Annotated in this window: 21 protein-coding genes; 11 read left to right on the top strand and 10 right to left on the bottom strand. The window is 66.0% G+C overall.

Annotated elements, in window-relative coordinates; translation table 11 throughout:
* Positions 1–27 precede the first annotated feature (27 nt).
* The 4 genes from KEG38_RS42010 to KEG38_RS42025 all read left to right on the top strand — a co-directional run bounded on the left by KEG38_RS42010 (position 28) and on the right by KEG38_RS42025 (position 4,686).
* Positions 28–2,451 carry a DUF2169 family type VI secretion system accessory protein gene (locus KEG38_RS42010; protein WP_272426276.1) on the top strand — a complete coding sequence of 808 codons (2,424 nt, stop codon included), beginning with the start codon at positions 28–30 and terminating at the stop codon, positions 2,449–2,451.
* Between the two features lie 69 nt (positions 2,452–2,520).
* Positions 2,521–2,910, top strand: coding sequence for a hypothetical protein (locus KEG38_RS42015; protein ID WP_272426277.1), 390 nt, complete (start codon positions 2,521–2,523; stop codon positions 2,908–2,910).
* Positions 2,911–2,919: 9 nt separating this feature from the next.
* On the top strand, positions 2,920–3,681 hold the full coding sequence (locus KEG38_RS42020) for a hypothetical protein (RefSeq protein WP_272426278.1): 762 nt from the start codon (positions 2,920–2,922) through the stop codon (positions 3,679–3,681).
* On the top strand, positions 3,682–4,686 hold the full coding sequence (locus KEG38_RS42025) for a WD40/YVTN/BNR-like repeat-containing protein (protein WP_272426280.1): 1,005 nt from the start codon (positions 3,682–3,684) through the stop codon (positions 4,684–4,686).
* Between the two features lie 71 nt (positions 4,687–4,757).
* On the opposite strand, the gene KEG38_RS42030 is transcribed toward KEG38_RS42025, so the two are convergent.
* From KEG38_RS42030 to KEG38_RS42060, 7 genes are all read right to left on the bottom strand, one after another.
* Positions 4,758–5,510, bottom strand: a complete 753-nt coding sequence (locus tag KEG38_RS42030; RefSeq protein ID WP_272426281.1) for a hypothetical protein — start codon at positions 5,508–5,510, stop codon at positions 4,758–4,760.
* 136 nt (positions 5,511–5,646) lie between these two features.
* Positions 5,647–6,216 carry a hypothetical protein gene (locus KEG38_RS42035; protein ID WP_272426283.1) on the bottom strand — a complete coding sequence of 190 codons (570 nt, stop codon included), beginning with the start codon at positions 6,214–6,216 and terminating at the stop codon, positions 5,647–5,649.
* A gap of 60 nt (positions 6,217–6,276) precedes the next feature.
* Positions 6,277–8,940, bottom strand: a complete 2,664-nt coding sequence (gene tssI, locus KEG38_RS42040) for a type VI secretion system tip protein TssI/VgrG (RefSeq protein ID WP_272426284.1) — start codon at positions 8,938–8,940, stop codon at positions 6,277–6,279.
* A gap of 91 nt (positions 8,941–9,031) precedes the next feature.
* Positions 9,032–9,751, bottom strand: a complete 720-nt coding sequence (locus tag KEG38_RS42045; protein ID WP_272426285.1) for a polysaccharide deacetylase family protein — start codon at positions 9,749–9,751, stop codon at positions 9,032–9,034.
* Complete coding sequence (locus KEG38_RS42050) at positions 9,748–10,635, bottom strand: DUF4123 domain-containing protein (RefSeq protein WP_272426287.1); 888 nt, start codon at positions 10,633–10,635, stop codon at positions 9,748–9,750. The genes KEG38_RS42045 and KEG38_RS42050 overlap by 4 nt, the downstream gene beginning before the upstream one ends.
* Positions 10,632–10,994 (bottom strand): PAAR domain-containing protein, encoded by a 363-nt coding sequence (locus KEG38_RS42055; RefSeq protein ID WP_272426289.1) that lies wholly within the window; start codon positions 10,992–10,994, stop codon positions 10,632–10,634. Before KEG38_RS42055 ends, KEG38_RS42050 begins: the two co-directional genes overlap by 4 nt.
* Before the next feature lie 11 nt (positions 10,995–11,005).
* Positions 11,006–13,090, bottom strand: coding sequence for a type VI secretion system Vgr family protein (locus KEG38_RS42060; RefSeq protein ID WP_272426291.1), 2,085 nt, complete (start codon positions 13,088–13,090; stop codon positions 11,006–11,008).
* A gap of 292 nt (positions 13,091–13,382) precedes the next feature.
* Here KEG38_RS42060 and KEG38_RS42065 point away from each other — a divergent pair, with 292 nt between their 5' ends.
* The 4 genes from KEG38_RS42065 to KEG38_RS42080 all read left to right on the top strand — a co-directional run bounded on the left by KEG38_RS42065 (position 13,383) and on the right by KEG38_RS42080 (position 21,537).
* Positions 13,383–15,392 (top strand): protein kinase domain-containing protein, encoded by a 2,010-nt coding sequence (locus KEG38_RS42065; RefSeq protein WP_272426293.1) that lies wholly within the window; start codon positions 13,383–13,385, stop codon positions 15,390–15,392.
* Between the two features lie 105 nt (positions 15,393–15,497).
* A complete protein-coding gene (locus KEG38_RS42070; protein ID WP_272426295.1) occupies positions 15,498–20,153 on the top strand; it encodes an nSTAND1 domain-containing NTPase in 4,656 nt (1,551 codons plus the stop codon).
* An 86-nt stretch (positions 20,154–20,239) separates the two neighbouring features.
* Positions 20,240–21,100, top strand: coding sequence for a helix-turn-helix domain-containing protein (locus KEG38_RS42075; protein WP_272426297.1), 861 nt, complete (start codon positions 20,240–20,242; stop codon positions 21,098–21,100).
* A complete protein-coding gene (locus KEG38_RS42080) occupies positions 21,097–21,537 on the top strand; it encodes a VOC family protein (protein WP_272426298.1) in 441 nt (146 codons plus the stop codon). The genes KEG38_RS42075 and KEG38_RS42080 overlap by 4 nt, the downstream gene beginning before the upstream one ends.
* A 44-nt stretch (positions 21,538–21,581) precedes the next feature.
* Here KEG38_RS42080 and KEG38_RS42085 read toward each other — a convergent pair whose 3' ends face one another.
* Positions 21,582–22,211, bottom strand: coding sequence for a hypothetical protein (locus KEG38_RS42085; RefSeq protein WP_272426299.1), 630 nt, complete (start codon positions 22,209–22,211; stop codon positions 21,582–21,584).
* A gap of 108 nt (positions 22,212–22,319) precedes the next feature.
* Here KEG38_RS42085 and KEG38_RS42090 point away from each other — a divergent pair, with 108 nt between their 5' ends.
* Positions 22,320–23,297, top strand: a complete 978-nt coding sequence (locus KEG38_RS42090; protein WP_272426301.1) for a DUF4423 domain-containing protein — start codon at positions 22,320–22,322, stop codon at positions 23,295–23,297.
* Between the two features lie 12 nt (positions 23,298–23,309).
* Here the strand turns inward: KEG38_RS42090 and KEG38_RS42095 are convergent, their stop codons facing one another.
* Positions 23,310–23,675 (bottom strand): thioredoxin family protein, encoded by a 366-nt coding sequence (locus KEG38_RS42095; RefSeq protein ID WP_272426303.1) that lies wholly within the window; start codon positions 23,673–23,675, stop codon positions 23,310–23,312.
* 99 nt (positions 23,676–23,774) lie between these two features.
* Between KEG38_RS42095 and KEG38_RS42100 the strand changes: the two genes are divergently transcribed.
* Both KEG38_RS42100 and KEG38_RS42105 read left to right on the top strand, forming a co-directional pair.
* Positions 23,775–24,320 carry an RNA polymerase sigma factor gene (locus tag KEG38_RS42100; protein WP_272426305.1) on the top strand — a complete coding sequence of 182 codons (546 nt, stop codon included), beginning with the start codon at positions 23,775–23,777 and terminating at the stop codon, positions 24,318–24,320.
* 103 nt (positions 24,321–24,423) lie between these two features.
* Positions 24,424–25,215 carry a hypothetical protein gene (locus KEG38_RS42105; protein ID WP_272426307.1) on the top strand — a complete coding sequence of 264 codons (792 nt, stop codon included), beginning with the start codon at positions 24,424–24,426 and terminating at the stop codon, positions 25,213–25,215.
* Here the strand turns inward: KEG38_RS42105 and KEG38_RS42110 are convergent.
* Complete coding sequence (locus KEG38_RS42110) at positions 25,212–26,393, bottom strand: hypothetical protein (protein ID WP_272426309.1); 1,182 nt, start codon at positions 26,391–26,393, stop codon at positions 25,212–25,214. The two genes, KEG38_RS42105 and KEG38_RS42110, sit on opposite strands and share 4 nt — an antisense overlap.
* Positions 26,394–26,784 lie beyond the last annotated feature (391 nt).

Genomic DNA, 26,784 nt, shown 5'->3' on the forward strand with positions numbered 1-26,784 from the left:
AAGAAGAGGTAGGATCACAGAAGAACCATGGACCTCGTTTGTCTCTGTCCCCTTCGCGCGTCGACGTTCGCCTGGCAGGCGCATACCGGAGCGCATGCGCTGACGGTGGTTGTCAAGGCTACTTTCGTGGTAGAGCCGGGCGAATGCACGCTCGCGCCGAAGCAGGAGGCGGTGCACGAGGAGGATGGATACTGGAACGACGATCCCGCGCGGAGCGTCGTCACGCCGAGCGACAAGGTGCCGTACAAGCCGCGCGCGGACGTGATGCTCGTCGGGCACGCGTATGCACCCGGAAAACAGCCGACGCGATCGATCATGACGCGGCTCGTCGTGGGGGAGCTCGACAAGTCGATCGAGGTCTGGTGTGATCGAGGGTTCCGCGTGCAAGACGGGCAACTGCTGGAGGGGCCACGGTTCGTGAAGATGCCGCTCCGGTGGGAGCGCGCGGCGGGCGGGCCGGAGACGAACAATCCGGCGGGGATGCGGTTCGACGCGGCGCCGGATGCATATGGCATGGTGCCGATTCCGAATTTGCAACCGCCGGGGATGTTCGTGTCCAAACGATCGGATACGTTTGCCCCGGTGTGTTATGGGCCGGTCGGGGCGGAGTGGCCGGCGCGGAAGCAGCGGCTGGGGCGTTTGGCAGGAACGTTCTCGCCGACGGGGTGGGCGGAGCGGCCGCTGCCGGAGGGGATGGATCCGGCGTATTTCCAGGCGGCGCCGCTGGATCAGCAGGTGAAGGAGATCCGGCCGAACGAGCGGATCGTGCTGGAAGGGTTGCATCCGGAGCATGCGCGGGTGGTGACGAGTTTGCCGGGGGTGCGGCCGAGCGTGGTGGTGGATCGGGCGACGGGGGAGAGGGAGGAAGTAAAACTCATCGCGGATACGTTGTCGATTGACACGGACCGCGGGGTGTGCTGCGTGGTTTGGCGGGGCATGATCGGGCTGCGCGGCGCGGACGAGGCGGGGCGGATTGCGGTGCGGATAGAGGGAGCGGGGGCGCAGGCGGAAGCAGCGGCGGAGGAGATCGCGGAGGATTTGCTGGAGACGATTCCGCCGACGGCGCTGACGGCGGGGGATGGGGACGAGGACGAGGATCTCGCGGCAATGACGTTGGTGCCGACGTTCGGGGCGAAGGCGGCGGGGCCGGTGATGCCGTTTTTGGGAGGTGAACGGCCGCGCGTGACGGGGACGCCTGCTCCGAAGCCGGGAGATGCGGCATTGCCGTTCGGGCAGCCGACGAGTTTGGCGGCGCTTCGGGCGGGGGACGTCGCGGCGGTGCCGGTGGCAGGGGACCAAACGATGCTGCCGCTCATGGCGAAGAAGGCAGCGACGCCGGCCCCGAGCGCGCCGCCGATTGCGCCTCCCGCGTACGTGCCGCCGCCTCCGCCGGTGGCGGCTCCGCGCGCGACGGCGGAAAGCGTGTGGTCCTCGGGCGCGCCGGGTACGGCGGCGCCATCGCGGGAGACGATTGGTTCGGCCGCGGCTGCTGCTGCGGCGGCTGCGGCGGCGATTGCGACGCCGAGTGTGGATCGGGCGAGCCAGGAGGGCGCGCTGGCCGCGTCGAATGCGGCGGCGGGTGCGGCGCCGTGGAGTGTGCCGAAGCGTGAATTGCGTCCGGCGATCGCGGAGAGCGAGGCGGTGGGCGTCGAGCCGGCGCGGGAGATGTTGCAGCTCCTCTGGTACGACCCGGAGAGCATCGCGCGGATGCGGCGGGTGCCGGCGTGGAAGAAGGTGTTCGAGGAGCTCGAGCGGAGTCCGCGATCACGCGAGATCGAGATCGTGGATGGAGCACGCGAGCCGTGGGAGATCGAGGATCGGCAAGAGGTTTTCCAGGTCCTCGCCAAGGCGCCGCGGGTCGACGGCAAGGGCGTGGAGGAAGCGCTGGAGGGGGCGATCGGTGAGGACGGGAAGTTCGTGCCGCCGATGGTGTTGCTCGCGGGGGAGATTGAAATGCCGTTCGACGAGCTGGAGGCGCTCAAGGCGGCAATGTCGACGGCGGCGCCGCTGGTGACGGCAGCGGATGAGGGGCTGAAGGCGGCGGTGGGGGTGGCGAAGGATTTCGTGCAGATGCCGGGGTTGTCAGCGGCACCGGCGGTGTGCGAGGGGTTGACGACGCGGATAAGGGACGCGTTTTCGCGGGAGAAGAAGGGGCTGCCGGCGGATTATTTGGAGCAGCAGATGGAGAGGGTGCTGCTCGGGGGAAGGCATTACCAGAAGAGGGAGGTGTTCGGGGGGAGGTTCTTGCGGTGTTTGATTTGGTTGCCGGGGGAGAAGGGGGCGATCGTGGGGTATTTGCCGGAGGAGGTGGGGAAGAAGGTGCCGATGTGGAGGCGGTGGCGGGGGAGAGTGATCGGGGAGGTTTGGCCGGCGCAGGATCAGTATGAGGCGGGGGCGCGGGCGGTGAAGGTGGTGGGGGTGGGACGGGTGGGGGGAGGCGGGCATCGATGAAGGTACCGCCAGCGGCCCCGGCTACGTGCGAAACGTCCTTCCGCGTTCACATCTTTATCCCCCCGGACCATGCTCAAGATCAAACAACTGCAAATGCATGCGCTCGCCGACGCCGAAACACGCGACTTCGAGCAGCGCGTCCTCGCCCATCTGCGCCGGTGCTCGCCCGGGAAGACCGAAGCCAGGAGCGACGAGGAGCTCCGGGCGCTGATCAGGGATGGTCTGGCGCTCGCCGAATCCTACGGGATCCTCTCCGAGCGCGGCGTCTGTCTTTACATCGACCTCATGGTGCGCTTCGGGGAAGACTTCGACCGGGCGCCGGGGCTCAGGTGGATCACACAATACCTTTCCGACACCTCCATAACAGACCCCGAGGCCAGAATACTGGCCGTCTTCGATGCGCTCCACGCTTACAGTGACGAACTCGATGCACACCGTCATGCACGGCGGAGCAACTGAGTCATTACGGTGCAGGATCTCGTGGCAAACCCTTCGGGTGGCCAGCAGGCAAAAGACGACTGCTTTGCGAATTTCAGTGACTCCGCTTTGCTAGGAGCGAACTCGACTTGCCCGAATGTGATCTGCGATCCCAAAGTACCTCCGGCCCCTGCGAACGTCCTCGGCAAGTGCTCGTACTACGTGTGGAGGTACGCCGACTTCATCCGGCGGCATCGGGGGTGCAAGCACACACCGCCTGACTATTACATGAACTATGGCTTCAAGTACTGCACCACCTTCAGTCTCGAAGTCCGCCCCAAGCTATCGCCGGCTGGCCAGATCTGGCTCGACAATGCACGCATGCTGCTGCAGGTGTACATGGAGAAAGGGCTCGCCTCCAATCCAGCGATCGAGCGCGACAACGACAAGTTCAAAACCTTTGCGTTCAAAACCCACCCGGATGCCTACTGGAATGCGGGCTTTCATGATATCTCCCTGAAAGACAAGCTGACGGTCGTACAGACCCCAGCATTCAAGGAATGGCTCGACAAGGAAACGTGGCAGCAGGCTTATGACATGGCCATGAAAGAGGCCAAGCAGTACACCAGAGACGCCGTCGATGCAGCAAGACAAAAGGGGGAGGAGGCCGTCGATGCAGCAAAACAAAAGGGAGAGGAGGCCATCGATGCGGCGATCGATGCGGCGCTGCGCGCGGCGAAGAACGCCGCCACAGACAAGCTGAACGAGGTGATCGACGGATTCTTGAACGACATCCCGGTACCTCATTTTTGAATGTCCATGATCTCTCAAATGTCACGATCTAAGTGGGAACTCGTCTCAACCACACCCCGGTTCCACGACGTGCGCGCGATGTGGTTCTCCAGCGAGCACCTGGCCGGCGTGCTGTGCTGCGCCTGCAGGCCGCTGGGGGCCATGCTGCGGCAGGGCGGGGAAGACGCGTCGGAGATGATTATATTGACGAGCAAAGGCGACTTCACTACCTGGACCACCGTCCATCGGGAAGCGGGGCGCGTGGACGACATATCCCACGCTGGCGGCGTGCTCCACGTGATCGGCGCCCGACAACGAGGAGATGGACAGATGCAACAGCTCCTGCTCAGAAGCGTGGATGCCGGCGCATCCTGGACCACGATCCCTCTTGGCGGCCCCGCGCAGCGCCAGGGTCTGGCATTCGTATCGCCCCGTTCGGGCTACGTCTGGTCCGCAACCGACCTCCGCATGACCCGTGACGGCGGCCAGACGTGGAGCACATCCATCCTCAGCACCCCGAAGAACAGCTCGCTGGCGAGGCCATCGCTCGGGGCTGATGGAACGCTCTGGCTAGCCACGGAGGACCACCTGTATTACGTGCGCGAGGATCGTGCTTTCGATGGTGGTGCGCTCCCCGCTGGACTCGAGCTGTGCTTCTTGCAGCCGACGAACGCCGGCGGCGTCCTCCTTCTGGGTCGCGCAGGCGACCCCGGGGCAAGCGGGCTCCCGGTGGAACTGCACGAGCGGACTGGTTCAGGCTCTCTACGATTGTGCCGAGAGTTTCCACCGTTCCTGCCAGACTATTTTCATGCTTCCGGCAGGTTCTTGCTCATCACCGGCACGACGACCCACGAGACGTCGATGCGCCCGCTGCTGTTTTTCAGCCACGACGCCGGAGACACGTGGTTCGAGGAGAACGACGACGCTCTTCCTGTGGTGAAGGGCGCTCATTTCGAGGACGGCGCCAATCGTCTATGGATTCGTGCTTCCTTTGACCGGATCCTGCGCAGGAACTTCGGACGATGAGGCCAGCGCCCGTCGACTGGGCGGCTACGCGGTGCTCCTCCGACCTGGGCAGGGGAGATCCTTTGCCAGTGTCAGGACGATTTCTTGTAAAATAGGATGTACGCAGCGCCTTTCTTCACATCGCCACCGCCATTGCAGTAAAACTCCCCGTAGGATTTCACCAGCTCGGTCCCCGATGTCCCCGGGTGCACGCTAGGCTCCTTCTCCTTGCTCGAGATGTAGAACCATTTGACGTCCTGCGTGATCTCGGGGTCGAGGGGCGGGAAGTTCTCGATGCAGTGATAGGGTTTAAGGAAGTTCGTGAACTTCGAGAAGTTCGAGTTCTTCCTGACCTGCGAGTTTCGCTTGGCGACATCATGAATGGCAGCCCGGGCCTTCATCAGCGACAGGAGCTTGGCGTCGTCCCACTGAGCTGGATTGTATTTCTCCTGCTCGGTTGGCTTGCTGGTCTTCGTGGGATAAATCCCTGCCGTCTCGCCCCACGAGACCTCGCTCAGCGTGAGCTTTCCGGTCTTCTTGATTTCGAGCGACGTGGTGGGGTGGATCGGCAGCTCGGCGATCTTCAGCGTTCCTCGCTGCAGGGCCCGCACGAGCACCGGTAAGACGTCCTTGTCGCGAGCGGATTGGGCACCTATCTCCGTGACGGCAGACAGGAAGCTCCTCACGTACGTGTAGTTCACCGGATCGCCCAGTAGCTTGGCGACGGTCGCCTCCGCAGCCGGACCTTCGAGGGGCGCGGCGGGGAGGTCATCGTGGCGCGTGCCGAGGACGAACATCTTACCTCTAACGTAGAGCACCGCCGGTCGGAGCATCGTGCCGTTCATCTCGACGTACCTCCTTTTCTGCTATTGCGTGGACGTGGGTCGATCGATGCCCTATGACGTGCAAAACTGCTCGACCTCATTGTTCACGCAACCAGCACTCAGTTCGCCTACCGAAGAAGCCAGGCTGTTCTAGCCGTCATGCCATGGGCCAGACGAACGTCCCCGCGGGACAGACCAGCGTCTTTTTCGTCTCGGCGACGTGCGATTCGTCTCCCTTGACGGTCCACAGCTCGACACCTCCTTTCACGTTGAAGCATCGAAACAAGAGCGTCCATCCGTGCCCCTGCTGGTGCAGCGCCGGATCCTCGCACTGCTCCTCGAAGAGCTTCCGGCTCTGCGGGTTGTCCTCGGCGAGCCAGTTGGCCATGTACGGTCTCACCCGCTGCAAGAATTCTCGCGAGGCGACCTGCCCGCGGGGTTCGAACGTGAGCTGCCGGGTAGCCTCTGCCAGCTTGATCGGGGGAAGCCCCTTCGGCAAAGGCCCTGTGCTCTCGACGAGCATCCGTGACAGGTTCGCGAGCCCGTCAGGGCCATTGAGGTGCCTCACCTCGCCGTCTGGCTTCACCCAGAATAACGCTTGCTTCCAGTCCTGCGTCCGCGCCCATACCACCCGGCCCGCGTGCAGCCAGGGGAACTTTGTTTCTATGACGGTGACGAGCAGATCGTCGAACGGCACCCCGAGCAAGCGCTCGGAATCGTCGGCCACGGCATCGATATAGTCTTCGTTATCCATACAGGTTCGTGATGAGTGATCCGCGGATGGTCGTCACCGGGGTAGATCGAGGACCCAGCCTGGGTCATCGGAGTTCGCTATCCTGGTGTTCCATTCGTCGCCGCCGACCGCTATCTGCCGGCACCCTTGTCTTCCAGGTAAAGCTGGGTCACGGATGAGAAGCTTCTTCTTGCCATCCGCGGTTGTTTGAATTCCATCGAGCACCACGAAGTGGCCCGGCGAGCGGAGCAAGAGCATGGCCGGTCTCCCTTTCGCGAGCGCCGACTCCATATCCTTGATGGTCGCTTTGCGCTTCCATTGGCCAGGGTTGGAGACGCCGTGATCCTTGAGCATGGTCAGTATGTCACGGGTGTACGTACCATTGAACTCGTCGTAGCCGGGCGGACTTCCGCGCGCGCTGGACTCCTCGCGCAGCGTTTCCTCTGCCACGTTCACGCCCGTCCGGGACTGGATGACCATCCGGACCGCCGCCGGGCCGCAGGACATGGGCTTCTCTTGCTGGATGAGCATCTTGCCACGGCAATCCACGGCTCCTCTCGGATACTTCCGCTTGCGTTGCCGTTTTGCCTTACCCTGACCTCCTGCAAAAGCGCCCTCGCCTCCCCCTCCGGCCTGTTCGTCCCGAGCCCCTCTCTCCGCGCTGCCGGCGTGCGCCCCGAGCGCCGGCTCCTCCGGTCCCTGGGGCTTGCTTCCCTTCCCTTTGCCGGGTTTGCCCGACACGTTGATCTTGACCAGCGTCCCCTCGATCGTCACCCCGCTGGCATCAATGCGGAGAAACCCACCAGGTCCGGCCACCGTCAGATCCTCGTCCGCCTCGGCGACGAGCTCCTCGCCGGCCAGTGCGTGGATCTGCTCGTTCGCCTTCAACGCATAGCGCCCGCTCACCCCTTCTTGCCGATCGTCCACCACGGTGAGCGAATGGTTTCCGTCGACTTGCTCGTTCCGGCTGCCGAGCACCTCCACGCTCACGTCGCCGTCGATGCGCTCGCGCTTCTTCTGCATCGTGACCTGATCGCCGTCGTTGCCGACCCACCGCCAGCGGCAACCGTCCGTGTGCTCGAATTCGTCATTTTTCACCAGCTTCTGCCGATCGTGCACCACGGTAGCGAACTCGTCATTCTTGACCAGCCGCGTCCGATCCTTCTCCGCCTGCTGCCAGACGAGCTCCTTCTCCTTGAGATCCTCGAACATGATCTCGTTGAAGCCGCCCGACCCGAGCGACGAGTCGCTTTTCCACGTGCTCCGCGTCTTGTGCTCGGGCAGCCTGTAAGGCACCTGCTGGACCGCGTTGTACACGCGGCCGACGATGATCGGTTGGTCCGGGTCACCCTCCAGGAAACCCACCATCACCTCCTGCCCGATGCGCGGCAGGACGATCATCCCGTAGCCCATCCCGCCCCAGCCCTGATTGACGCGCACCCAGCAGGAGCTTCCGTCGTTCTTCTTGCCTTCGCGGTCCCAAGGGAATTGCACGCGGACCCGCCCGAACTCATCCGTATGCACCTCCTGTCCTTGGGGTCCGACCACGGTTGCGCTCTGCAGACCGTGGACGATGGGCTTGGGTGTGCGGCGCGGGGGGCGATGAGGCGTGTCGGCGAAGACCGCGTGGCCGGTGAGGCTCCATTCGTCGTTGGCCGTGCCCTCGAGGGTGGTCTCCAGGACGAGCAGCTTGCGATCGTGCGGGAGATCGGGATGCGGATGTTGGTCGATCGAGAAGACGGCGCCGGGGGCGAGGTCGAAGGTGTTGGCCTCGAAGAAGACGCCGCGGACGCCGGCGCGCTCGCCGTGGAGGGAGCGCTCGGCGAGGAGCTTGCCGTATTTCGCATCATGGCGGGCAACCCCCTTGTCATCGGCGACGGGCGTGCCGCCGCCTTTGCCGGTCTCGACGAGGAAGGCGCCCTGATCGAAGTGGTATTGCTCGAGGCGAGCCTCGGGGGCGCTGGCGTGCGGCGCGTCGCCGAAGAGGGGGAAGTCCGGGTTGCGAAAATCGTGGTCGCGAGCGGCGAAGGCGCCGGGGCGGACCTCGCGGGCGAAGCGGACAGCGGTGACGCACTCCTTCTCGGAGGCCTGGCTGGGGTGATCGACGTAGCGGATGGGGGGGCCGGGGCGCCGGGGGTTCGCTTCGAGTCGGTCGCTCAGGGCGAGCTTGCCATCCTCGGATTCGGGGAAGGTGTAGACGATGCCGGCTTCTTCGAGGAGGCGGCTGACGAACTGGAAGTCGGTCTCGGCGTACTGGACCTTGTATTCGAGCTTGGGATAGCTCGTGCGGTCGATGTGCCAGACCTTCTCGACGGACCACTCGGCGAGGAGTTTGTCGATGATGTCGGGGATGGAGAGGTGCTGGAAGATGCGGTTGCCGCGGCGCTGGGTGAGGCGGAAGAGGTCGGGAACGATGCGGAAGTGGTAGGTCGAGAGGCCCTTCTGACCGGGGGCGGGCTGGAGGGCGTAAACCTGTTCGGTGTCGACGATGATGCCGCGGAAGGTACGGGCACCGAGGTTGGCGACCTCGAGGTAGCCCGCGACGATACGGAAGGTGGCTGGCTGGTCGAGGACGGCTGTCAGGTCGAGGCTAGGGTCGGGAGAATGAGCCCAGAGGGATACGGTGAAGAGGGAGGAGGCGGATTCACGGATGGAGAACCGGTAAGGCGAAAGAGCCGCGGTGATATTCGCTCTGATATGTAGATCTAGAACCGCCATTGGAACCCTGCGCGAGGTGACCAGCAAGCCACCCAAGGACCATCATTTACTTGCGACCATGGACATGTGCTTGTCACACCGCAGTGCAACATCATGCGCCTTCGTACACGGTGAATTGCCAGCAGTCACCCTTCATCGATTTGATAAAACCGTCAAGACGGTCCGCAGTTTCCTGCTGGACATGCATCAAGATATCCAGCGGATGCTTGCGTTCGTCATACATTTTCTTCCAGCTCGCGCGGGCAGGGCTGAACTTATGTTCGTCGAGTCCCTTTGGCTTTCGCCAGTCATTCGTATCGATGTCCCAGAGCGTGAGCTTCAGGCCAACCTCTCCGACTGCCTCACGCACAAGCTGGTTGCGAGCGCCGAATGGAGGACGTAGCCTCGTCGGTGCCTTGCCTGTGGCCTCTGCGATCGCCATCTGAGCTCGATTCAGGTTCTCGACAATGTCCTGTTTCTTGTGGAACCGAACCAGGCCCGAACCCTCGTGATCCCACGAATGACTCTGAGCGATATGCCCGCTTTCGACAATAAGCCTAGCAGCATCAGGGCTCCTTTTTGTCTCCTCACCAAGCAAATAAAATACGCCCCTTATGCCATTGTCATTCAGTATTGCTATAATGCGCTCCAGCTCACGCGTCGGCTCTGGACCATCATCGAACGTCAAAATCGCGCGGTACATCTGCGGACACGCATTGATCGGCAATTCGGTCCCGTCTTTATCCAATCGAACGGGGCGGCCGCTCTGCGCCTGCGCGTTCTTGGCACCTTGAGCGAGCTTACGTAGTTGCGGCGCAGGTATTTTCATCATCGTGGAGCCATCCACGCAGGTGAGCCATGCACCAGCAGCTCTTGATGCTCAGCCTCGTAAGAAAGGACCAGGTCGCCCTTCATTTCCGTGCGCTGTGATTCGTTACAGGTATCCCAGAACACCCTCATCACCCCTGGATCATAAAACCTAAAATAAACCCGCTCCCCCGTCTCCTCCAGCTCCACCATCAAAAACCGTCTCCAATGTCGCCGTACCTCGACAAACCGCTCCTCACTCGTACACCAGATCCCCCACCGCCTCCCCCACCCCTCCAGGACGAGCTTGTCGAGCAGCCCCGAATCCTCCCGCATCGGCCCCACCAGATACGGCGCCACCTCCTCCAGCGTCTCCCCCTCGACCCCGTCGTACAGCGACCGATGCGGCTCCACGTGCTCCCTCAGCAATTCCAAAATGCGATCATCCCGCGCCGCATCCACCACCGCATAAAGCTTCTCCCGCCCCGCCACCCCCCGCAGCTCCTCGAGCGCCTTCTCGGCCGCCTCCCGCCGCTTCCGCTCCTCCCGCGCCGCCTCCCGATCCTCCTCGTCGCTCTCGTCCTCTGGCGCCGGCGTCCTCCCCTCGACGTACACCATGAAATCCGTCTCGCCCGCCTGAATCCACCCCCCGTGCGGGATCTCCTCCTCCCCCTCGATCGCCTTTCCCCCGAGCATCGTCCCCTTGATGCTCCCAAGATCCCTCACGACCGCCCGCACCCCATCCCACCCGATCTCGAAATGCAGCCGCGACATCTCGCCATCATTCTCAACCACGAAATCGGCGCCCGCCATCCGCCCCACGCGCACCGTTTGCCCCGCCTTCAACACGATCTTCGTGCCCGCGAGCCTCCCCCACCGAACCTCCATGATGAGCCGCGGCGCTGTCACGACTTCCGCCCCCTCTTCCGCCGCTCCTCGCGCTCCTTCTTCTTCCGCTCGCATTCTTCGCAGAACGGTTTGTCCGTGCGCAGGGTATCCATCTGCGGATTCGACCCGATCAGCACCGTCGGACATCCTGAAACGATCCGCCCCCCGTGACTCGTCGGATCCCCTCTCCGCGCCGCATCCTTGTATCCGATGATCACCGTCGGTTCACCCATGACAATGGACGCGCCGCAAGCCTCCATGTCCCCCACGCGCGCCTGCCACTGGTACCCAACGACGACCGTCTCCTCTCCCGTCACGATCACGTTCGGTGGGTGCAGCGGGCACGTATGTCGATCCAGAATCCTCGCAGCCGGCGGCATCGCTCCTCCTCCTACTGCCCGATCAGCGTCACGCTGACGTCATCCACCTCGGCCTCGATCGCCTCTTCCGGCTCGTCCGGGCTCGACCCCTTCCCGCTCCCCGGCGACCCACCGCTGTTGATCCGCACCTGCTTCCCGCGAATCGTCACCCCGCTCTGGTCAATCCGCACGAACCCGCCCGGCCCCTTGATCGTCAGGTCCTTTCCTGCCTCGATGACAATGGCCGTCCCCGCCGCGACGTGGATCTCCTCGTTGACCCCGATCGCATAGTTCTTCCCGACGAGCTCGTGCCTATCGCCCTTCACCGTCAGCGATTGTTTCCCCTCGATCCGCTGATTGCGCTTCCCGTACACCCGCAGATGCGAATCCCCCTCGATTCGCTCCCGCTTGTTCTGTTTGACGACGATGTCCTGGTCCTTGCCGACGTAGACCTTCAGGAACCCGAGCGTCTTTTCGGACTCGTCGTTCTTCACGAGCTTTTGCCGATCGTGCCCGATCGTGATCGTCTCGTCGTTCTTCACCAGCCTGCGCCGGTTCTTCTGCGCCTGCTCGTACACGAGCTCCTGGCCCTTGAGGTCCTCGAACATGATCTCGTTGAACCCGTCCGAGCCGAGCGACGAATCACTCTTCCACATGCTGCGCGTCTTGTGCTCCGGCAGCTTGTACGGCACCGCCTGTTTCGCGTTGTAGACGCGGCCCACGATGATCGGTTGGTCGGGGTCGCCCTCCAGGAAACCCACCATGACCTCCTGCCCGATACGCGGGAGCACGATCATCCCATAACCCGTCCCGGCCCAGCCCTGGCTCACGCGGATCCAGCAGGAGCTGTTGTCGTCGTTCTTTCCTTCGCGGTCCCAGGGGAATTGCACGCGTACCCGGCCAAACTCGTCCGTGTGGATCTCCTGGCCGTTCGGCCCCACGACCCGCGCGCTCTGCACGCCCTCGACGCGCGGCTTCGGCGTCCGCTGCGGCGGCCTGTAGGGCGCATCCGTGAAGACTGCTTGTCCGGACATGCTCCACTCGCCCTCCGGCGTCCCCTCCACCGAAAACTCGGTCACGAGCAGCTTCGTCGACTCCGTGATGTCCGCGTGCGGATGCCGGTCGATCGAAAAAACCTCCCCCGGCCAGAGATCGATCGTGTTCGTGTCGAACGACACCACGCGCCGGTCCACCCGCGTCCCGCCGAGCAGGCGCGTCGCGCGCCCCTTGCCGAACCCTTGATCGTATCGCGCGACGCCCTTGTCATCCGCGGCCGGCGTCCCGCCGCCCTTGCCACCTTCGACCAGGAATGCCCCGGGCTCGTAATGGTACTGCTCGTACTTCGCTTCTTGCCCCTTGGCCTTCGGCGCCTCGCCGAAGAGCTCGAACGAGGGGTTCCGGAAGTCGTAGTCGCGGATCGTGTGCGCCCCGGGCCGCACCCCGTAGGACAAACGGATCCCTGAGACGAACTCCTTCTCGGCCTCCTGGTTCGGGTTGTCCACGTACGGAAGAGCCCCGCCAGGCCGCGGCGTGTTCGATTCGAGCTTGTCGGAGAGGGTCAGCTTCGAGCCCTTCGCGTCGTCGTCCGCAAACGTGAAGCCGATCCCCGCCTCTTCGAGCAAACGGCCGAAGAACGCAAAATCACTCTCGCCGTACTGCACCTTGTACTCGAGCTTCGGGTACTTGCCGCGATCGATCTCCCAGACCTTATCAATGCCCCAGTCGTCGAGGAGCTCGTCGACGATGTCCGGGATCGAGAGGTGCTGGAAGATGCGGTAGTTCCGCCGCTGCGTGAGCATCCACAGGTCGGGCACGATGCGCAGCGAGTAGGTCGACAGCTCTTTCGCGCCCGACGCAGGCTGCACCGCCTGCACCTGCTCGATCGAGCTCACGATGCCGGTCCAGAGTCGCGCGCCGCCGAGCCGCGCGAAGAGCCATCCGCTCACGACCCGCAAGGACGCCGGTTGCCCGATGATCGCCTCGAGGTCGATGCTCGGGCTCTCGGACCGCGCCCACACGGAGACCGTGAACAGCCCCGACACCGTCTCGTGCACCGAGAAGCGCCGCACCGACAGCGAGCTCTCTCCGCAGGCAAACGTCAACTCGAGAATCGGCATGCGCGCAACACCTCGTGTTCACCCTACCAAGCTCAGGGTTTGCCCGTAAACACTCTCGTATGTCCAGCAACAATCCCAAGCAAGTACCGATACTTAGTACGCCCCGCCCCTGCCCGAGACCTGGATCACCGACACCCCACCCATCAACGCCCACAAAAGTCAACACATAACGTCACTCCACACGCATCGCCCCAACCAAGCCCCCCACCAACTCCGCTCCCATGTCGATACCACCAACGTAGTACGCGCACATGTTTCCCCTACCAAACCCACCGCGCTACACTCCCACCTCATGGCATCCGCAGGAGGACCCGCGGCCCCTGGCGACGTCGTCGCCGAGCGGTACCGCGTCGAGTCGTGGCTCGGGCAGGGCAACATGGCCGCGGTGTATCGCGCGACGCACCTCGGCACGGGACAAACGTGCGCGCTCAAGCTCGTGCTCCCGCAGCTCGTCGACCGTAACGAGATTCGTGACCTGTTCGTCCAAGAGGCGCGCGTCGGTGCGCGAATCGGGAAAAACCCGCACATCGTTGACGTGTTCGACGCCGGAATCGACCCTCCGCGCGGCGTGCCGTTCCTCGCCATGGAGCTGCTCGACGGCGATACCCTCGACAAATACGTCAAGCAGCGGGGGCCCGTGCCGCCAGGCCTCATGCGGATCCTCTTCCTCCAGCTCGCCGATGCGCTCGGACAAGCGCACGCGGCGGGCGTCGTTCACCGGGATCTCAAGCCGGGAAACCTGTTTCTCACGTACGACCGCAGGAAGAGCCCGCTGCTCAAGGTCGTCGATTTCGGCATTGCGAAGGTCCTCGAGGAGGGCATCCAGGGAACGGCCACGCAGGTCGGATCGCCGGCGTACGCCGCGCCCGAGCAGCTCGGCGCGTCCCTGCGGCCCATGGCTGCGAAAATGGGGGTCGTCATTTCGCACGGAATCACGCCCCAGACCGATGTCTGGGCCCTCGGCGTCATCGCGTACGAGCTCTTGCTCGGCGCGCCGCCCGGACATCTATGGACAGGCGCGGAGCGTGGAACCGTCGCAGACATGGTCATGGGCGTGGCCATTCACCCGACTCCGTCTGCGGTCGCCCGCGCGGGCTTCAAAGCACACCTCTTTCCGCGTGGCTTCGACGAATGGCTCGAACGGTGCCTCCAGAAAAACGCCGCCGAGCGATGGCCAAGCGTGGAGGAGGCCGTCCGGGCGCTGGCCGAGTTGCTCGATAGCGGGTACGACGACGGAGAGACGCAGCAGATTCGTCCGCACGCATTGCTCGGCATCAGGAAGCCACAATCGATGCAGGCGACGATGCCACTTCATCCCAAGCCGCGTTCCGTACCGCCTCCGCCCGTGCAAACCGCCGTGCTTCCTCCGGGCTTCTACCCCGTGCCCGAACAGACCGCCCCGCCGCCACCCGAACCCCCGAAAGCTCGCCCCGCCGTTCCTCCGGCTGCCCGCGCACCGCTGCCCTCCGCCCCGACGCACGTCGCTCCCGCATATTCCCCCGCCGCCTCGATGCAAGCGCCCATGGCATCTGCATCGCAGCCCTCCCTGCCATCCATCCCTCAATTGACCGCGACGACGCACGGCCTTTCCGCGACGACCCCGCCGGCCACGGGAAGCGCTTCAAAAAAGCTTGGCGTCGTGCTCGGTGTCTCGGCGCTGCTCGCTGCCGTGAGTCTCGCGGCACTCGTACTGATTCCGAGAACAGGAGGGCTCCGAATCGAGGTCACCGGCCGCGAGCTCGGCAAGGTCGCGATTTACGTGGATGGACAGGAGCGTTGTGGGACGACACCGTGCGTCGTCGGCGATCTCGCGCCAGGAGACCGTATCGTCAAAGTGGTCGCGCCCGGGAGGGGCGAGAAGGTCGTGTCCGCGAGCGTGGCGCGAGGGGAAGAAAGCCCGGTCCTGATTCCCCTCGAAGGGGTCCGTCCGAATCCTCCCGATATCGAGCCTCCGAGGCTCGTGGAGGCATCGTCGACGCCGCCCGCCGAGTCACCTTCCGTGCCGGAGGCGGTTGGTACGATCCCAGCGCCGACGTCGGGCCCCTCGCCGACGGCAACGCCCACGGTTGGCACGGCAACCACCCAGCCAGCGCAGAGCAATGCGACGCTCAACCTCAATTCGATCCCGGTATCGAAGGTCGTGCTGGATGGGCGGCCGCTGGGCAGCACACCCAAGGTCGGCCTGTCGGTGCCGGCAGGGACACACACGGTGACCTTCATCCACCCCGAAAAAGGGAAACAGACCGTGACTGTCACCGTAAAGGCGGGGGAGGCGAAGACGGCCGCGGTCAAGTTCAAGTAAGGGGCGACCGAGCGCATCGAGCCGAGAGTGCCCGGGGTCACCGAGAAGGATCCGACAAAACGCGCGCGCTCGATGCTACCATCGCCCCCTGCCGAGCGAGCAGCGATGGTGCAAAACGAGAACAAAGGCCCCCCCGAGGCGCATCCCAACAGCCCCGATCCCAATCTCCCGTTGGCCCCGACCGCCAGCGCGGATTCTTCTTCCAAGCCGGAATCCGAGGCGTTCGCCGGGCCTTTGCAGGCCGGCTCCAGCATCAAGCACTACGAGCTCATCCGCAAGCTGGGCGAGGGCGGCATGGGGATCGTGTTCCTCGCCCGCGACACCAAGCTCGGCCGCCTCGTCGCCATCAAGGTTCTCCTCGAGCACAGCGGCGTGGGCGCCGAGCGCTTTCTCGCCGAGGCGCGGGCCACCGCCAGCTGCAAGCACGAGAATATCGTGGTCATCCACGAGGTCGACGAGCACGACGGATACCCGTACATGGTGCTCGAACACCTCGAAGGCCGCACGCTGAGCGCCTTTCTGGCGCAACGCGAGGCGCCCGGCGCGTTCGAGCCCCGCTCCCCCGCAGACACCCGAAGCGGGCGGGTGTCGCCGAGCGTCGCCGTCGAGCTCGTCCTGCCCGTGGTGCGCGCGCTCTCTTGCGCCCATCAGCTCGGGATCGTGCACCGCGATCTCAAGCCCGACAATATCTTCCTGACCGCCGGGGGGCATGTCAAAGTGCTCGATTTCGGCATCGCCAAGCGGCTCGAAGCCCAGGAGCTCTCGGCCATCACCGTCTCCAGGCAGCCGCTCGTCAAGGGCGCAGGCCTGACCGAAGACGGAGCGCTCCTCGGCACGCTCCCGTACATGTCGCCCGAGCAATGGCGCGCCGAGGACATCGATGCGCGCAGCGACATCTGGGCCGTGGGCATCATTCTTTTCGAGCTCTGCACCGGGGCGCACCCGCTCGCCCCGGCCACGCTGTTCCAGCTCTCGCAGGTCGAAAACCTCGACGAACCCATGCCCCGCGTGAGCGACAAACGCGCGGACGTGGGCCCGCTCGGCGACGTCATCGACCGCTGCTTGCGGAAGCGCAAAGCCGAGCGCTTCGGCTCGGCCGAGGAGCTGCTCGCCGCGCTCGAGGCGATCTTGCCCAGCCGAAAGTCGCTCGCGCAAAACGAGGACGAAAGCCCCTTTGCCGGCCTCTCCGCATTCCAGGAGGCGGACGCTGCGCGCTTCTTCGGCCGCGATCGCGACGTCGAGAGCATCCTCGGGCAGCTCCGCCACCAGCCGCTCGTGGCCGTGGCCGGGCCCTCGGGCGCGGGCAAGTCGTCCTTCGTGCGCGCGGGCGTGATCCCCGCCCTGAAGCGCTCGGGCGAACGCTGGGAGATCTTCCTCCTGCGCCCGGGGCGAAGGCCCCTCGCCGCGCTCGCCGAAGTGCTCACCCAGCTCTCGGCGGCCCCGCCGGAGAGCACGCGGGCGGGCGCGAACGAGCCGCTCGATCCCGAGGATCTCGTGGCCACCCTGCGCACGCAACCAGGGCTCCTCGGCGCCCGGCTGCGGTCGCGCTGCCGCCGGCAGGGAAGCCTGCATCGCATCCTGCTCTTCGTCGATCAATTCGAGGAGCTCTATACCCTCGGGACCGACCCCGGCGAGCGCGCGGCATTCGCCGCCTGCATCGAGGGCGCGGCCGACGACGCCTCGTCCCCGCTGCGCGTCATTCTCTCCATCCGCTCCGATTTTCTCGATCGCCTGACCGAGGATCGAAAGCTGATGACCGAAGTGATTCGCGGGCTCTCGTTCCTGCCGCCCGTGGGGCACGAGGGGCTCCGCGAGGCCTTGACGCGGCCGATCGAGGCGACCGGGTATGGCTTCGAGAGCGAGGAGATGATCGAGGGTATGCTCGACGCGCTCGAACGCACGCAGAGCCCCCTGCCCCTCCTGCAATTCACGGCCGCGAAGCTCTGGGAGGCGCGGGATCGGGAGCGCCGCCTGCTCACCCAGGACAGCTACGAGCAGCTCGGCGGGGTCGCGGGGGCGCTGTCCACGCACGCGGACGCGGTCCTTTCCGGGCTTTCGTCGCTCGACCAGCGGCTCTGCCGGGCGGTCTTCCTGCGCCTCGTCACGCCCCAGCGCACGCGCGCGGTGGTGAGCCTGGAGGAGCTTTACACGCTCGCCGAGGACCGCCACGCCGTGAAGCAGGTGGTCCATCACCTCGCCGACGCGCGGCTCCTGCTCATCGAGACCTCGAGCGAGCGCGAGGGCACGCGGGTGGAGCTCATTCACGAGTCGCTCGTCGAAAGGTGGGCGAAGCTCAAGCAATGGCTCGACGAGAGCGAGCTCGATGCGCAGTTTCTGGCCCGGCTACGCGCCGCGGCCGAGCAATGGGAGGCGAGCGGGAAAGCCGAGGGCCTGCTCTGGCGTGATCGCGCGGCGGAGGAGGCGCGCGTGTGGCTCGAGCGCCGGCGCGCGGAGGGGCGCGTGGCTTCGGCCGTCGGGTTCGGCGGGCGTGAGGAGCATTATCTCCAGGCCGTCGTCGCGCTTTCCGTGCGCGCGCGGCGCATTCGCCGGCGGATCGCCGCGGGCGCCATTGCCACCGTCGGTGCAATCGCCCTCCTCGTGTCGGGGCTCGCGAGCCGGGCGAGCCGAGAAGCCGCGCGCGCGGACGAAGCGGCGGCGTTCGCCGAGGGCGAGGCCCGGCAGACGCGCAATACCACCCGCATGGCCATGGCGCGCGAGCTTTTGGAGACCGATCCGACGACCGCGCTCGCGCTCCTGCGCGAAGTCGAACCCCCTGGGGTGCCGCGCGAGTGGTCCGATCTGGCGCGGACGGCCTTGCATAGTGGGCTCACGCTCGTGGTGCTCCCCCACCACGACAGTGTCTTTTCCACCGCGTGGAGCCCCGACGGCAAGCGCATCGCCACCGCGTCCCGGGACAAACTCGCGCGCGTGTGGAGCGCGGATGGCAGCGGCGAGCCCCTCCTCCTGCGTGGTCACGTAAGCGCGGTCAATGCGGTCGCCTGGAGCCCCGACAGCAAGCGCGTCGCCTCCGCCTCCGACGACAGGACGGCTCGGGTGTGGAATGCCGATGGAACCGGCGAGCCCCTCGTCCTGCATGGGCACGAGGATGCGGTGAGCTCGGTGGCCGTGAGCGCCGATGGAAAGCGCATCGTCACCGCGTCGTACGACAGGACGGTGCGGGTATGGAATGCCGATGGAACCGGCGAGCCCCTCGTCCTGCGCGGCCACGACAATGCCGTCCTGTGGGCGGATTTCAGCCCCGATGGCAAGCACATCGTCAGCGCCTCCGCGGACAGGACGGTGCGGGTGTGGAAGGCCGACGGGAAGGACAAACCGTTGATCTTGCGCGGGCACGAGAACAAGGTGCGTTATGCGTCGTGGAGCCCCGATGGCAAGCGCATCGTCACCGCGTCGGAGGACAGGACCGCGCGGGTGTGGAATGCCGACGGGTCGGGCGAGCCTCTGATCTTGCGCGGACACGAGGGCTGGGTCCGTTCGGCGAAATGGAGCGCCGACGGCAAGCGCATCATCACCACATCCGACGACAAACGGGCGCGGGTCTACAGTTCCGATGGCGTGGGCGAGCCCTGGATCCTGCGCGGTCACGAGGGCTGGGCCCGTGCGGCGGAATGGAGCCCGGATGGCCGGCACATCGTCACCGCGTCCTCCGACAGGACCGTGCGAATATGGGACGCCCGGAGGATAGGGGAGCGGCTGGTTTTCCGCGGGCACGAGGGCGCGGTCTCTTCCGCGGCTTATAGCCCTGGCGGCGAGCGTATCCTCACCGCATCGGAGGACGGCACCGCGCGGGTGTGGAAGGTCGACGGGAAAGAGGAACCCTTGATCCTGCGCGGGCACGAGGGCTGGGTCTCCTCGGCGGCGTGGAGTACGGACGGCAAACGCATCGTCACCGCCTCCCAGGACCGGACCGCGCGCGTTTGGAATGCCGATGGAACCGGCGAGGCTTTGGTCCTTCGCGGGCACGAGAGCGCGCTCAATTCGGCGGCATTCAGCCCCGATGGCAAGCGCATCGTCACCGCCTCCCAGGACCGGACCGCGCGCGTTTGGAATGCCGATGGAACCGGCGAGCCGCGGGTCCTCCGCGGGCACGAGAGCGAGGTCCGCTGGGCGGCGTGGAGCCCCGACGGCAAGCACATCGCCACGACGTCCTCGGATCGGACCGTGCGGGTGTGGAATGCCCATGGGGAGGGCGAGCCACGAATCCTCCGCGGACACGATCATTGGGTCGAATCGGCGGCCTGGAGCCCCGATGGAAAGCGCATCGTCACCGTGTCCTCCGACAGGACGGCGCGTGTATGGAACGTCGACGGAATGGGCGAGCCGCTGGTTTTTCATGGACACGAGGGCTGGGTCCGTTCGGCGGCGTGGAGCCCGGACGGCAAGTGCATCGTCAGCGTCTCTGTGGACAAGACCGCGCGGGTTTGGAATGCCGATGGGACGGGCGAACCCCTGGTCCTTCGCGGGCACGAGGGCTGGGTCTCTTCGGCGGCGTGGAGCCCCGATGGAAAGCGCATCGTCACCGCCTCCGACGACCAGACCGTGCAGGTGTGGCACGATCTGACGCCGCTCGTCAGCCCCGATGCCCCGCAGCTATGGGCCGCGACGCCCTATTGCGTATCCGTCGATTGGACGGTCAAGCACCTGGGCGTGTCCGAAGACATGGCCCGCGCCGAACGGCAAACCTGCGAGCGTCGCGTCGAAGAGGCGCGCGCGGCGGCTGCCGACGGCGCATCACGATAAATGAGCCTGCCCGCTTCCAGACCGGCGACCTTCCCGACCGCCCCCCAATTCCTGGCTCAGGCCGACCGCCGAGCTACCCTGGCCGCATGGTGATCAGGCGCGAGCCACGCGGACCGCTGCGGCTGTTCGTCCAGATGTTGTGGTACTCCGACGACACCGCGGATCGCGACGGTCGGTTCGAGCGCGAGCGCGTGTTGCCGACCGGTTCGATGCACGTCGTGGTTCGACTCACCGACCCTCCGCTGCGCGTGTTCGACGGAGCCGGCATCGCAACCGATGTCGGCCGTGCGGTGATCGGCGGCGCACGCTCGACGTTCTACGAGCGCGACATCTCGCGACCGTCGCGGTCGGTCGGGGCGTTGCTCTGCCCGGGCGGCGCATTGCCGCTGCTCGGGATCCCCGCGGAGACCTTCGCGGAGCGGCACACCGCGCTCGAGGACGTGTGGGGTTCAGCGGCGCTCGAGCTGCGCGATCGCCTGCTCGAGGTCGGATCGCCCCATGCTGCGCTCGATCTGTTCGAATCCGCGCTCGCGGCACGGTTTCCGCGCGTCCGCGGCGTGAATCCCGTCGTCGCGCACGCACTCGCGCGGTTCGAGACGACGTTCGATGTCGGCGCCGTGGTCGACGAAACTGGCTACAGCCATCGGCACTTCATCACCATGTTCCACGAGGCGGTCGGGCTGACTCCGAAGCGCTACTGCCGCGTTCGCCGCTTCCAGCGCGTGCTTTCGCGGGCCGCGTCGACGCGGCCGTGGAGCGAGATCGCCCTCGACGCGGGGTACAGCGACCAAGCGCACTTCACGCGCGAGTTTCGCGAGCTTGCCGGAGTTTCGCCGAGCCGGTTCCGCCTCCTGTCACCGGCCCACGCGCATCACGTGCCGATCGACACGCCGAGTTCAAATTCGTTCAAGACCGTGCGGGCACGCCGGGGCAAAATCGGGCCATGAAGATCCACGAAGCGTTCGCGTATCTCCGCGTGAAGCAGGCCGACCGAGCGATCGAGTACTACAAGCACGTCTTCGGTGCGACCGAGAAGCTCCGGTTGACCGAGCCGAGCGGCCGGATCGGACACGCCGAGCTCGACTTCGGCGCCACCATCGTGATGCTGTCCGAGGAGTATCCGGAGCTCGACATCCTCGGGCCGCAATCGATCGGCAGGACGTCTGTATCGATCCACCTCCATGTCGACGACGCCGACGCGCTCATCGACCGTGCGGTGGCGGCGGGCGGCACGCTCGTGCGCCCGCCGGCGGATCACTTTTATGGCGAGCGGTCCGGCACCGTGCGCGATCCGTTCGGGCACGAGTGGCTGATCGGTCACAGCATCGAAGCGGTGACACCCGACGAGATGCAGCGACGCTACACCGAGTTGATGAAGGGCTGACGACACGCGTTCGTCCCTCATCGGTCGGCAACCAGCGTCGCGGCTCAAAACGTGCCGACTTCGCCGAGCAGCGTGCCCGTCTCGATCAGGTACACATGGCCCCGAGGGTTCGACGCGCCCGCCTCCCAGCGCGATTCGAAGACGAGCTCGTAGGGGAAGCCGCACCCCGAGCAGCTGTCCCCCGACATACCGCCGGCGTACACGTCCGGGAACGGGTTTTCCTCGAAGGAGAAGGCCAAGCGAAGGTCCGCGGCCCCGTCGTTGCTCCGATAAAGCGCCCCGCGCTGCTCGTGTTCGAGAATGCCGTCGGCGCTTGATACCTGCCCGAGCACGAGGACCTGCAAAAACTCGTCGGCGCACTCGCTCTTGCGGTCGATGTGCTGCACCACCGGCGAGCTCTCGGTGTCGGCGGCGAGCGACCAGGTCACGGCGCTTTTCGTTCCGTTGGCCCACGCCACCTCGAAGCTCCCGGACCCGCCCGTCGCGTCGATGGCCTCCTGACCGCTCACACCGAGGGGCGTCGGGTCGGTGAGGCCATGCTCCACGCGCGTCTCCCCCGCCATCGCCGGGAGGAAGTCGCAGGGATCGGCGCCAATCTCCCCCGTCTGTCCCCCGGTGCTCGTGCACCCCATCAGCAGCCCCACCAAAGCCCAGCAAGCAAGTCGTGCGTTCATCGAAGCCTCCTTCGCTCTCCACTTGCCGCAGCCCATGGGCCGACGCAAGCGCCGCGTAGCGCACATACGCATTATCTATCGTGCCAATCTGCTATACTGTGTGCAGATATGCGATACAAGAAAGCGCACTACGATGAAATCGCAAAGGATTTCTGCCGAACGCTCCGCGGCCGGCGTTCGCAGCGGCAACTGAGCGTGCGGCTCGGGTACGGCACGAACGTCGCGTTCGGCTGGGAGTCCGGGCGGCGCTTTCCCACGCTCCCCACCCTGCTGCGCGTCGCGGCGTACAACGGTGTCGACGTCCATCACGCGCTCTCGGAGTTCGTGCGCCAGGAGAAAGCCTTCCGCGCGGACGTCGCCGTCTCCGACCCGATCCTCACGGCCACCCTGTTCCAGGTCCTCAAAGGAGGTCTGAGCAACGCCGAGATCGGCTCCCGTATCGGGCGCAGCGCGTCCCAGGTGTCGCGCTTCATGGCCGGCACATCGCAGCCGCGGCTCCCCGACGTGCTGGCCATCGTCGACGCGACCACCGATCGGCTCCTCGACTTCCTGGCCCTCTTCGTCCCCCCGAGCCAATTGCCCTCGGTGGCGCGCGATTTCCGAACGCTCGAGGAGCGCCGTCGGATTGCGACCGAGCTGCCCTGGTCGCACGCCGTCCTGCGCGTCCTCGAGCTCGCCAGCTACGCCGCCCTCCCCTGCCATGACGACGCCTGGGTCGCCGCTCGCCTCGGACTGCCGGACGACGAGGTGCGCGCGTGCCTCGAGGCCCTCTCGCGAGCGGGCCTGATCCGATGGCAGGAAGGCCGATATGCCGTGACGGCCGAGACGGTCGACATGACCCGAGGGCCCGCCGAGCCACGGCAACGATTAAAAGCGCACTGGCTCGACGTCGCCGCGCGCCGGCAGCGTCGCGGCGACCCGGGCCTGTATTCCTACAACCTGGTCAGCGTCGCGCGCTCGGACCTCGAACGGCTGCGGGCTTTGCACGTGCGGTATTTCCACGAGCTTCGCCAGATCGTGTCGGACTCGCGCGAGCCCGACTGCGTCGCGCTGGTGGCCATGCAGCTCCTCGAGCTCGGCGCGTGAGGCGCGAGCGAATCACGCGGTCGCGGCGGAGAGCCTGCGTTCGCCGGGCGGCAGGTGCGCGCGGACCATCTGCAAGAGTTTGTCCCTGGTGGTGAGGCCGACGTGCCGCGCGACCTCCTTCCCACCCACGAACGCGATGACCGTGGGGAACCCGCGGATCCCGAAGCGTGCCGCGAGGCGGGGCTGATCGTCGCCGTTGACCTCCACGACCTTCAGGTGCCCCGCCCCCTCCACCGCGAGCGCGTGAAGGATCGGCGCGAGAAGGCGGCACGGCGGGCACCAGGTGGCGGTGAAGTCGACGAGCACGGGCACAGTAGAGGTCGCCACCTCGGCGTCGAAGGTCTGCTCGGTGACGGATCGGACAGGGGTCGTGGACATGGGAGCCTCCTTGCCTCGGGAGGTTTCGAGACGGGCATACATTACAGAGAACGTTTTCGTGTAATGTCGGGCGAGCTCGAAACCTCACCCTCGGGAACCATGCACAACGCCGGCACGGAGGATGTTCTGGATCACATCTCGCAGCTCGCCCTCACGCGGCGAGCGGCCCTCGCGGCCCTCGCGCGGAAGGAGGGTGTATCGCCCGAGGATGCGGTCGATTGTGTCCAGGAGGGTCTCTGCAAGCTGCTGGTGGCCGCGCAGGACGGCTCGCTCGCGGCGGAAGGCGAGGACTGGGCCGCGATCCTCGGGGGCATGGTGCGCAACGCCGCGCGCAACCGGCGGCGACGCCACTTCGTCGCGCGGCCGCACGACGATCTCGACGCGTACCCGCTCGACGGGAGGGAAGGCGCGGCCGCGGACGAGGCGCTCGTGCGCGCGGAGGAGCACGTGCGGCTGCGCGCCTGCGTCGAGGAGTTGTGCGAGATCCAGAAAGCGGTGGTGACGCTCCGTATGCTCGAAGAACAGCCGGGCGAGGACGTGGCGCAGGCGCTCGGCATCTCGCCCGGGTACGTGGCGGTCCTGCTTCACCGCGCCAAGGCGGCGCTGCGCGTGTGCATGACCGGACGTGGCGCCGGGCCGTCCTGATGGGTTCGTCAAAGAATCGAGCGGCGTAGCGCGGCTCCAGCGAAGCACCTCGTATGCGGCGCGCCTGTCACACTCCGCGCCCCCGATCGGATAACGGGCCGCCATGCAGCCAATCGTAGCCCTCCTCCTGACATCGTTCGCCCTCGCCGCGTCCACGCTCTGCGCCTGCAAGCCGGCGCCCCCACCGGAGCCAAGGCCGTCGGTGGGTGCCCCGAGGCCCCCAGCGGCCGCGCCAGCAGAGCCGCCGGCCGCGGCCGTCGCCGAGCCGCAGGACGAGGCGGATGCGCGCTGCAAGTGTCCCGCGGAGCCGAGCGTGGCAGCCGAGGTGACCGTGGATGCGGCCGCAGACGAGACGGTCGACGCCGAGCGAGGCGCGCGAGCGCAACGGGAGCTTCCAAAGGCGCTCGCGGCCCGGCTACGCGCCGCGCTGCCGGAGCACCGCGCCGCCTGTGACGTCGCGCGGTCAGGCCCGTGCACCTTGCACGGGGATCTCGACGGCGACGGCGTCCTCGACGACGTGGTGCTCGTGCGCAGCCGCGCCGGCGCCGGTGGGATTGCCATTCTCTGGGGGAAGGGCGCCGCGGAGCTGCTCGGCGGAGGGCGCCGGGGGCAATGCTGGACAAGGACGGAGGTGCCCGACGTCGACGGCAGTCCCGGAGCGACGCCGTGCGCGACCGAGATCGACGCCGACCTCGGCTGGCTCGCGCGCTGGGAGCTGCGACCCCGAAAGCTCCGCAACGACGTCCCCGTCCTCGTCGGGCGGATCGGCGGAAGGACCGTCGAATCGCCGGCGAAAGGTGCCCTCGGCGACGGGCTGCTGCTCGACGGCGGCGACGCCGCGGCCGTCCTCTACCGCACCGCCGACGGCTGGACGTTGATGCACCTCGGCTTTTAGGTGCCGCTCGGGCGCCAAAGCTGCATGATTCCGTCGCGCATCACGCCGTCCACCTCCGCCGAATAGGCGACGCCATCACTCCACGCGAACGACTTCAGCAGAGGAATGTACCGCCATTTCGACAGGGCGACGTCGCCACCGCCTCCCGTTCCTTGCGTGCTCCACGCGGGTGCGTCGCCGCCGAAGGTCTCCGTCCCCCAGGTCCAGGTCGCGGTCGTGAAATCGAGGCTGCTCGGCGTCAGCGTTTCGACCGTGTTCTTTCCGCGCCCCTCGTAGATGTAGAACTTCTTCGTGATCGGACACCAATCGACGCCGAAACCGGCACTCATCACGTCGTGATCCGGCCAGACGACGAAGGTTTTCCGGACGGGGACACCGGAGGACATGTCGAGGACCTCGCCAAGAACCTTCGTCTGGCCATACTGCGTCCAGAAACCAACCGCCATGTCGGCCTCCGGAACGTAGATGTGGCGCGGGTAGTACGCTCCCTGGGCCCACCACCACGAAATCGCTTCCCGATGAATGGTGCGCGGGTGCGTGTCGGCAAAGTCGAACCAATTGACGGCCTGCTCGTCCGACCCTGCCCAGAAGACCTTGCCGCGCTTCGTGTCTTCGATGACGCCCGTGTAGGGTGACGAGGCCTCGATCGTTCCGATCGCGGACGAGAAGCGCGTCCACACCCCCGTCTCGAGATCGACGGCGTGCGGCGAAACGGGCGGACCATTGCGCACGAGCATCGGCAGCAACCACGACCCCTTCGGCCCGGAGCCTGATTTGTTCGGGGGAACATACGCCGGCAAATTGTACGTGTGGAGCGCCGGGACGATGTAACTGCCTTCGTGGAGATAGTCCTGCCACGTCGGATCGACCAATGAATTGTAATCGGTTTCCGGATTCGAAGGTCCGACGCGCGACCACTTGTTCGAGGTGAAGTCGAAGACGTAAAGGCTCACGTCGTCGCCGCCGCCGTGCCCTCCGCCCCAATAGACCATGGCTCCGTAGGTGGAGAAGCCGCTCGCGAAAGCGGCGCCGGTCCAATTCCGCCACGGCGCCTGCTGGCCCCCGCTGAAGTACCAGCAATTGTTCGCCGGACATGGACTGACGTCCGAGAGATTGTTGAGGTTGACATTCCTGATCTGTCCAGGCGGCGGAACCGTGTCCGGCAGCGGAGCATCCACGGGCCCGCCATCCGAGCCCGCGCCGCCCGCTCCTGCGTCGTCGAGCGAGCCGTCAGCGCCCGGGGGTGTCGGTTCGTCTCCCGAGCTGCAAGCGATGAATGCGACTGCCAGTGCGAACGTCGCGCATCGCGCGCCGGAAGGTGCCCATGCCGAGGTCCTACCAAAGATGGATTTCATGAGCGGGTAAGGAAATGCAGCGGGTCCGCAAAGTCAACGTAAATCTGCCCGCTACAGTCGCAATGCAATGGTACAAAGGTCGCACGGACGGCGACGATGAGGCAGCTCCGACGTCAAGGCCTTTAGCGCGGTTTTTACGCTGCGCTTCCGTGTGGCGGTAGCCGCGTTGACGTGCGCCGTTGCCTTCCTCCGACCTTCTTCGCTCCTCGGCATG

Origin of the sequence: Polyangium jinanense (assembly GCF_028435265.1) — a bacterium.
Taxonomy (GTDB): domain Bacteria; phylum Myxococcota_A; class Polyangia; order Polyangiales; family Polyangiaceae; genus Polyangium; species Polyangium jinanense.

Bases quoted from the DNA above. Each gene is read 5' to 3' on its own strand.
- KEG38_RS42010 (WP_272426276.1), top strand. From the start codon at position 28: ATGGACCTCGTTTGTCTCTGTCCCCTTCGCGCGTCGACGTTCGCCTGG.
- KEG38_RS42015 (WP_272426277.1), top strand. From the start codon at position 2,521: ATGCTCAAGATCAAACAACTGCAAATGCATGCGCTCGCCGACGCCGAA.
- KEG38_RS42025 (WP_272426280.1), top strand. From the start codon at position 3,682: ATGTCCATGATCTCTCAAATGTCACGATCTAAGTGGGAACTCGTCTCA.
- KEG38_RS42030 (WP_272426281.1), bottom strand. From the start codon at position 5,510: ATGAACGGCACGATGCTCCGACCGGCGGTGCTCTACGTTAGAGGTAAG.
- tssI (WP_272426284.1), bottom strand. From the start codon at position 8,940: ATGGCGGTTCTAGATCTACATATCAGAGCGAATATCACCGCGGCTCTT.
- KEG38_RS42045 (WP_272426285.1), bottom strand. From the start codon at position 9,751: ATGATGAAAATACCTGCGCCGCAACTACGTAAGCTCGCTCAAGGTGCC.
- KEG38_RS42055 (WP_272426289.1), bottom strand. From the start codon at position 10,994: ATGCCGCCGGCTGCGAGGATTCTGGATCGACATACGTGCCCGCTGCAC.
- KEG38_RS42060 (WP_272426291.1), bottom strand. From the start codon at position 13,090: ATGCCGATTCTCGAGTTGACGTTTGCCTGCGGAGAGAGCTCGCTGTCG.
- KEG38_RS42065 (WP_272426293.1), top strand. From the start codon at position 13,383: ATGGCATCCGCAGGAGGACCCGCGGCCCCTGGCGACGTCGTCGCCGAG.
- KEG38_RS42070 (WP_272426295.1), top strand. From the start codon at position 15,498: ATGGTGCAAAACGAGAACAAAGGCCCCCCCGAGGCGCATCCCAACAGC.
- KEG38_RS42075 (WP_272426297.1), top strand. From the start codon at position 20,240: ATGGTGATCAGGCGCGAGCCACGCGGACCGCTGCGGCTGTTCGTCCAG.
- KEG38_RS42080 (WP_272426298.1), top strand. From the start codon at position 21,097: ATGAAGATCCACGAAGCGTTCGCGTATCTCCGCGTGAAGCAGGCCGAC.
- KEG38_RS42085 (WP_272426299.1), bottom strand. From the start codon at position 22,211: ATGAACGCACGACTTGCTTGCTGGGCTTTGGTGGGGCTGCTGATGGGG.
- KEG38_RS42090 (WP_272426301.1), top strand. From the start codon at position 22,320: ATGCGATACAAGAAAGCGCACTACGATGAAATCGCAAAGGATTTCTGC.
- KEG38_RS42095 (WP_272426303.1), bottom strand. From the start codon at position 23,675: ATGTCCACGACCCCTGTCCGATCCGTCACCGAGCAGACCTTCGACGCC.
- KEG38_RS42100 (WP_272426305.1), top strand. From the start codon at position 23,775: ATGCACAACGCCGGCACGGAGGATGTTCTGGATCACATCTCGCAGCTC.
- KEG38_RS42105 (WP_272426307.1), top strand. From the start codon at position 24,424: ATGCAGCCAATCGTAGCCCTCCTCCTGACATCGTTCGCCCTCGCCGCG.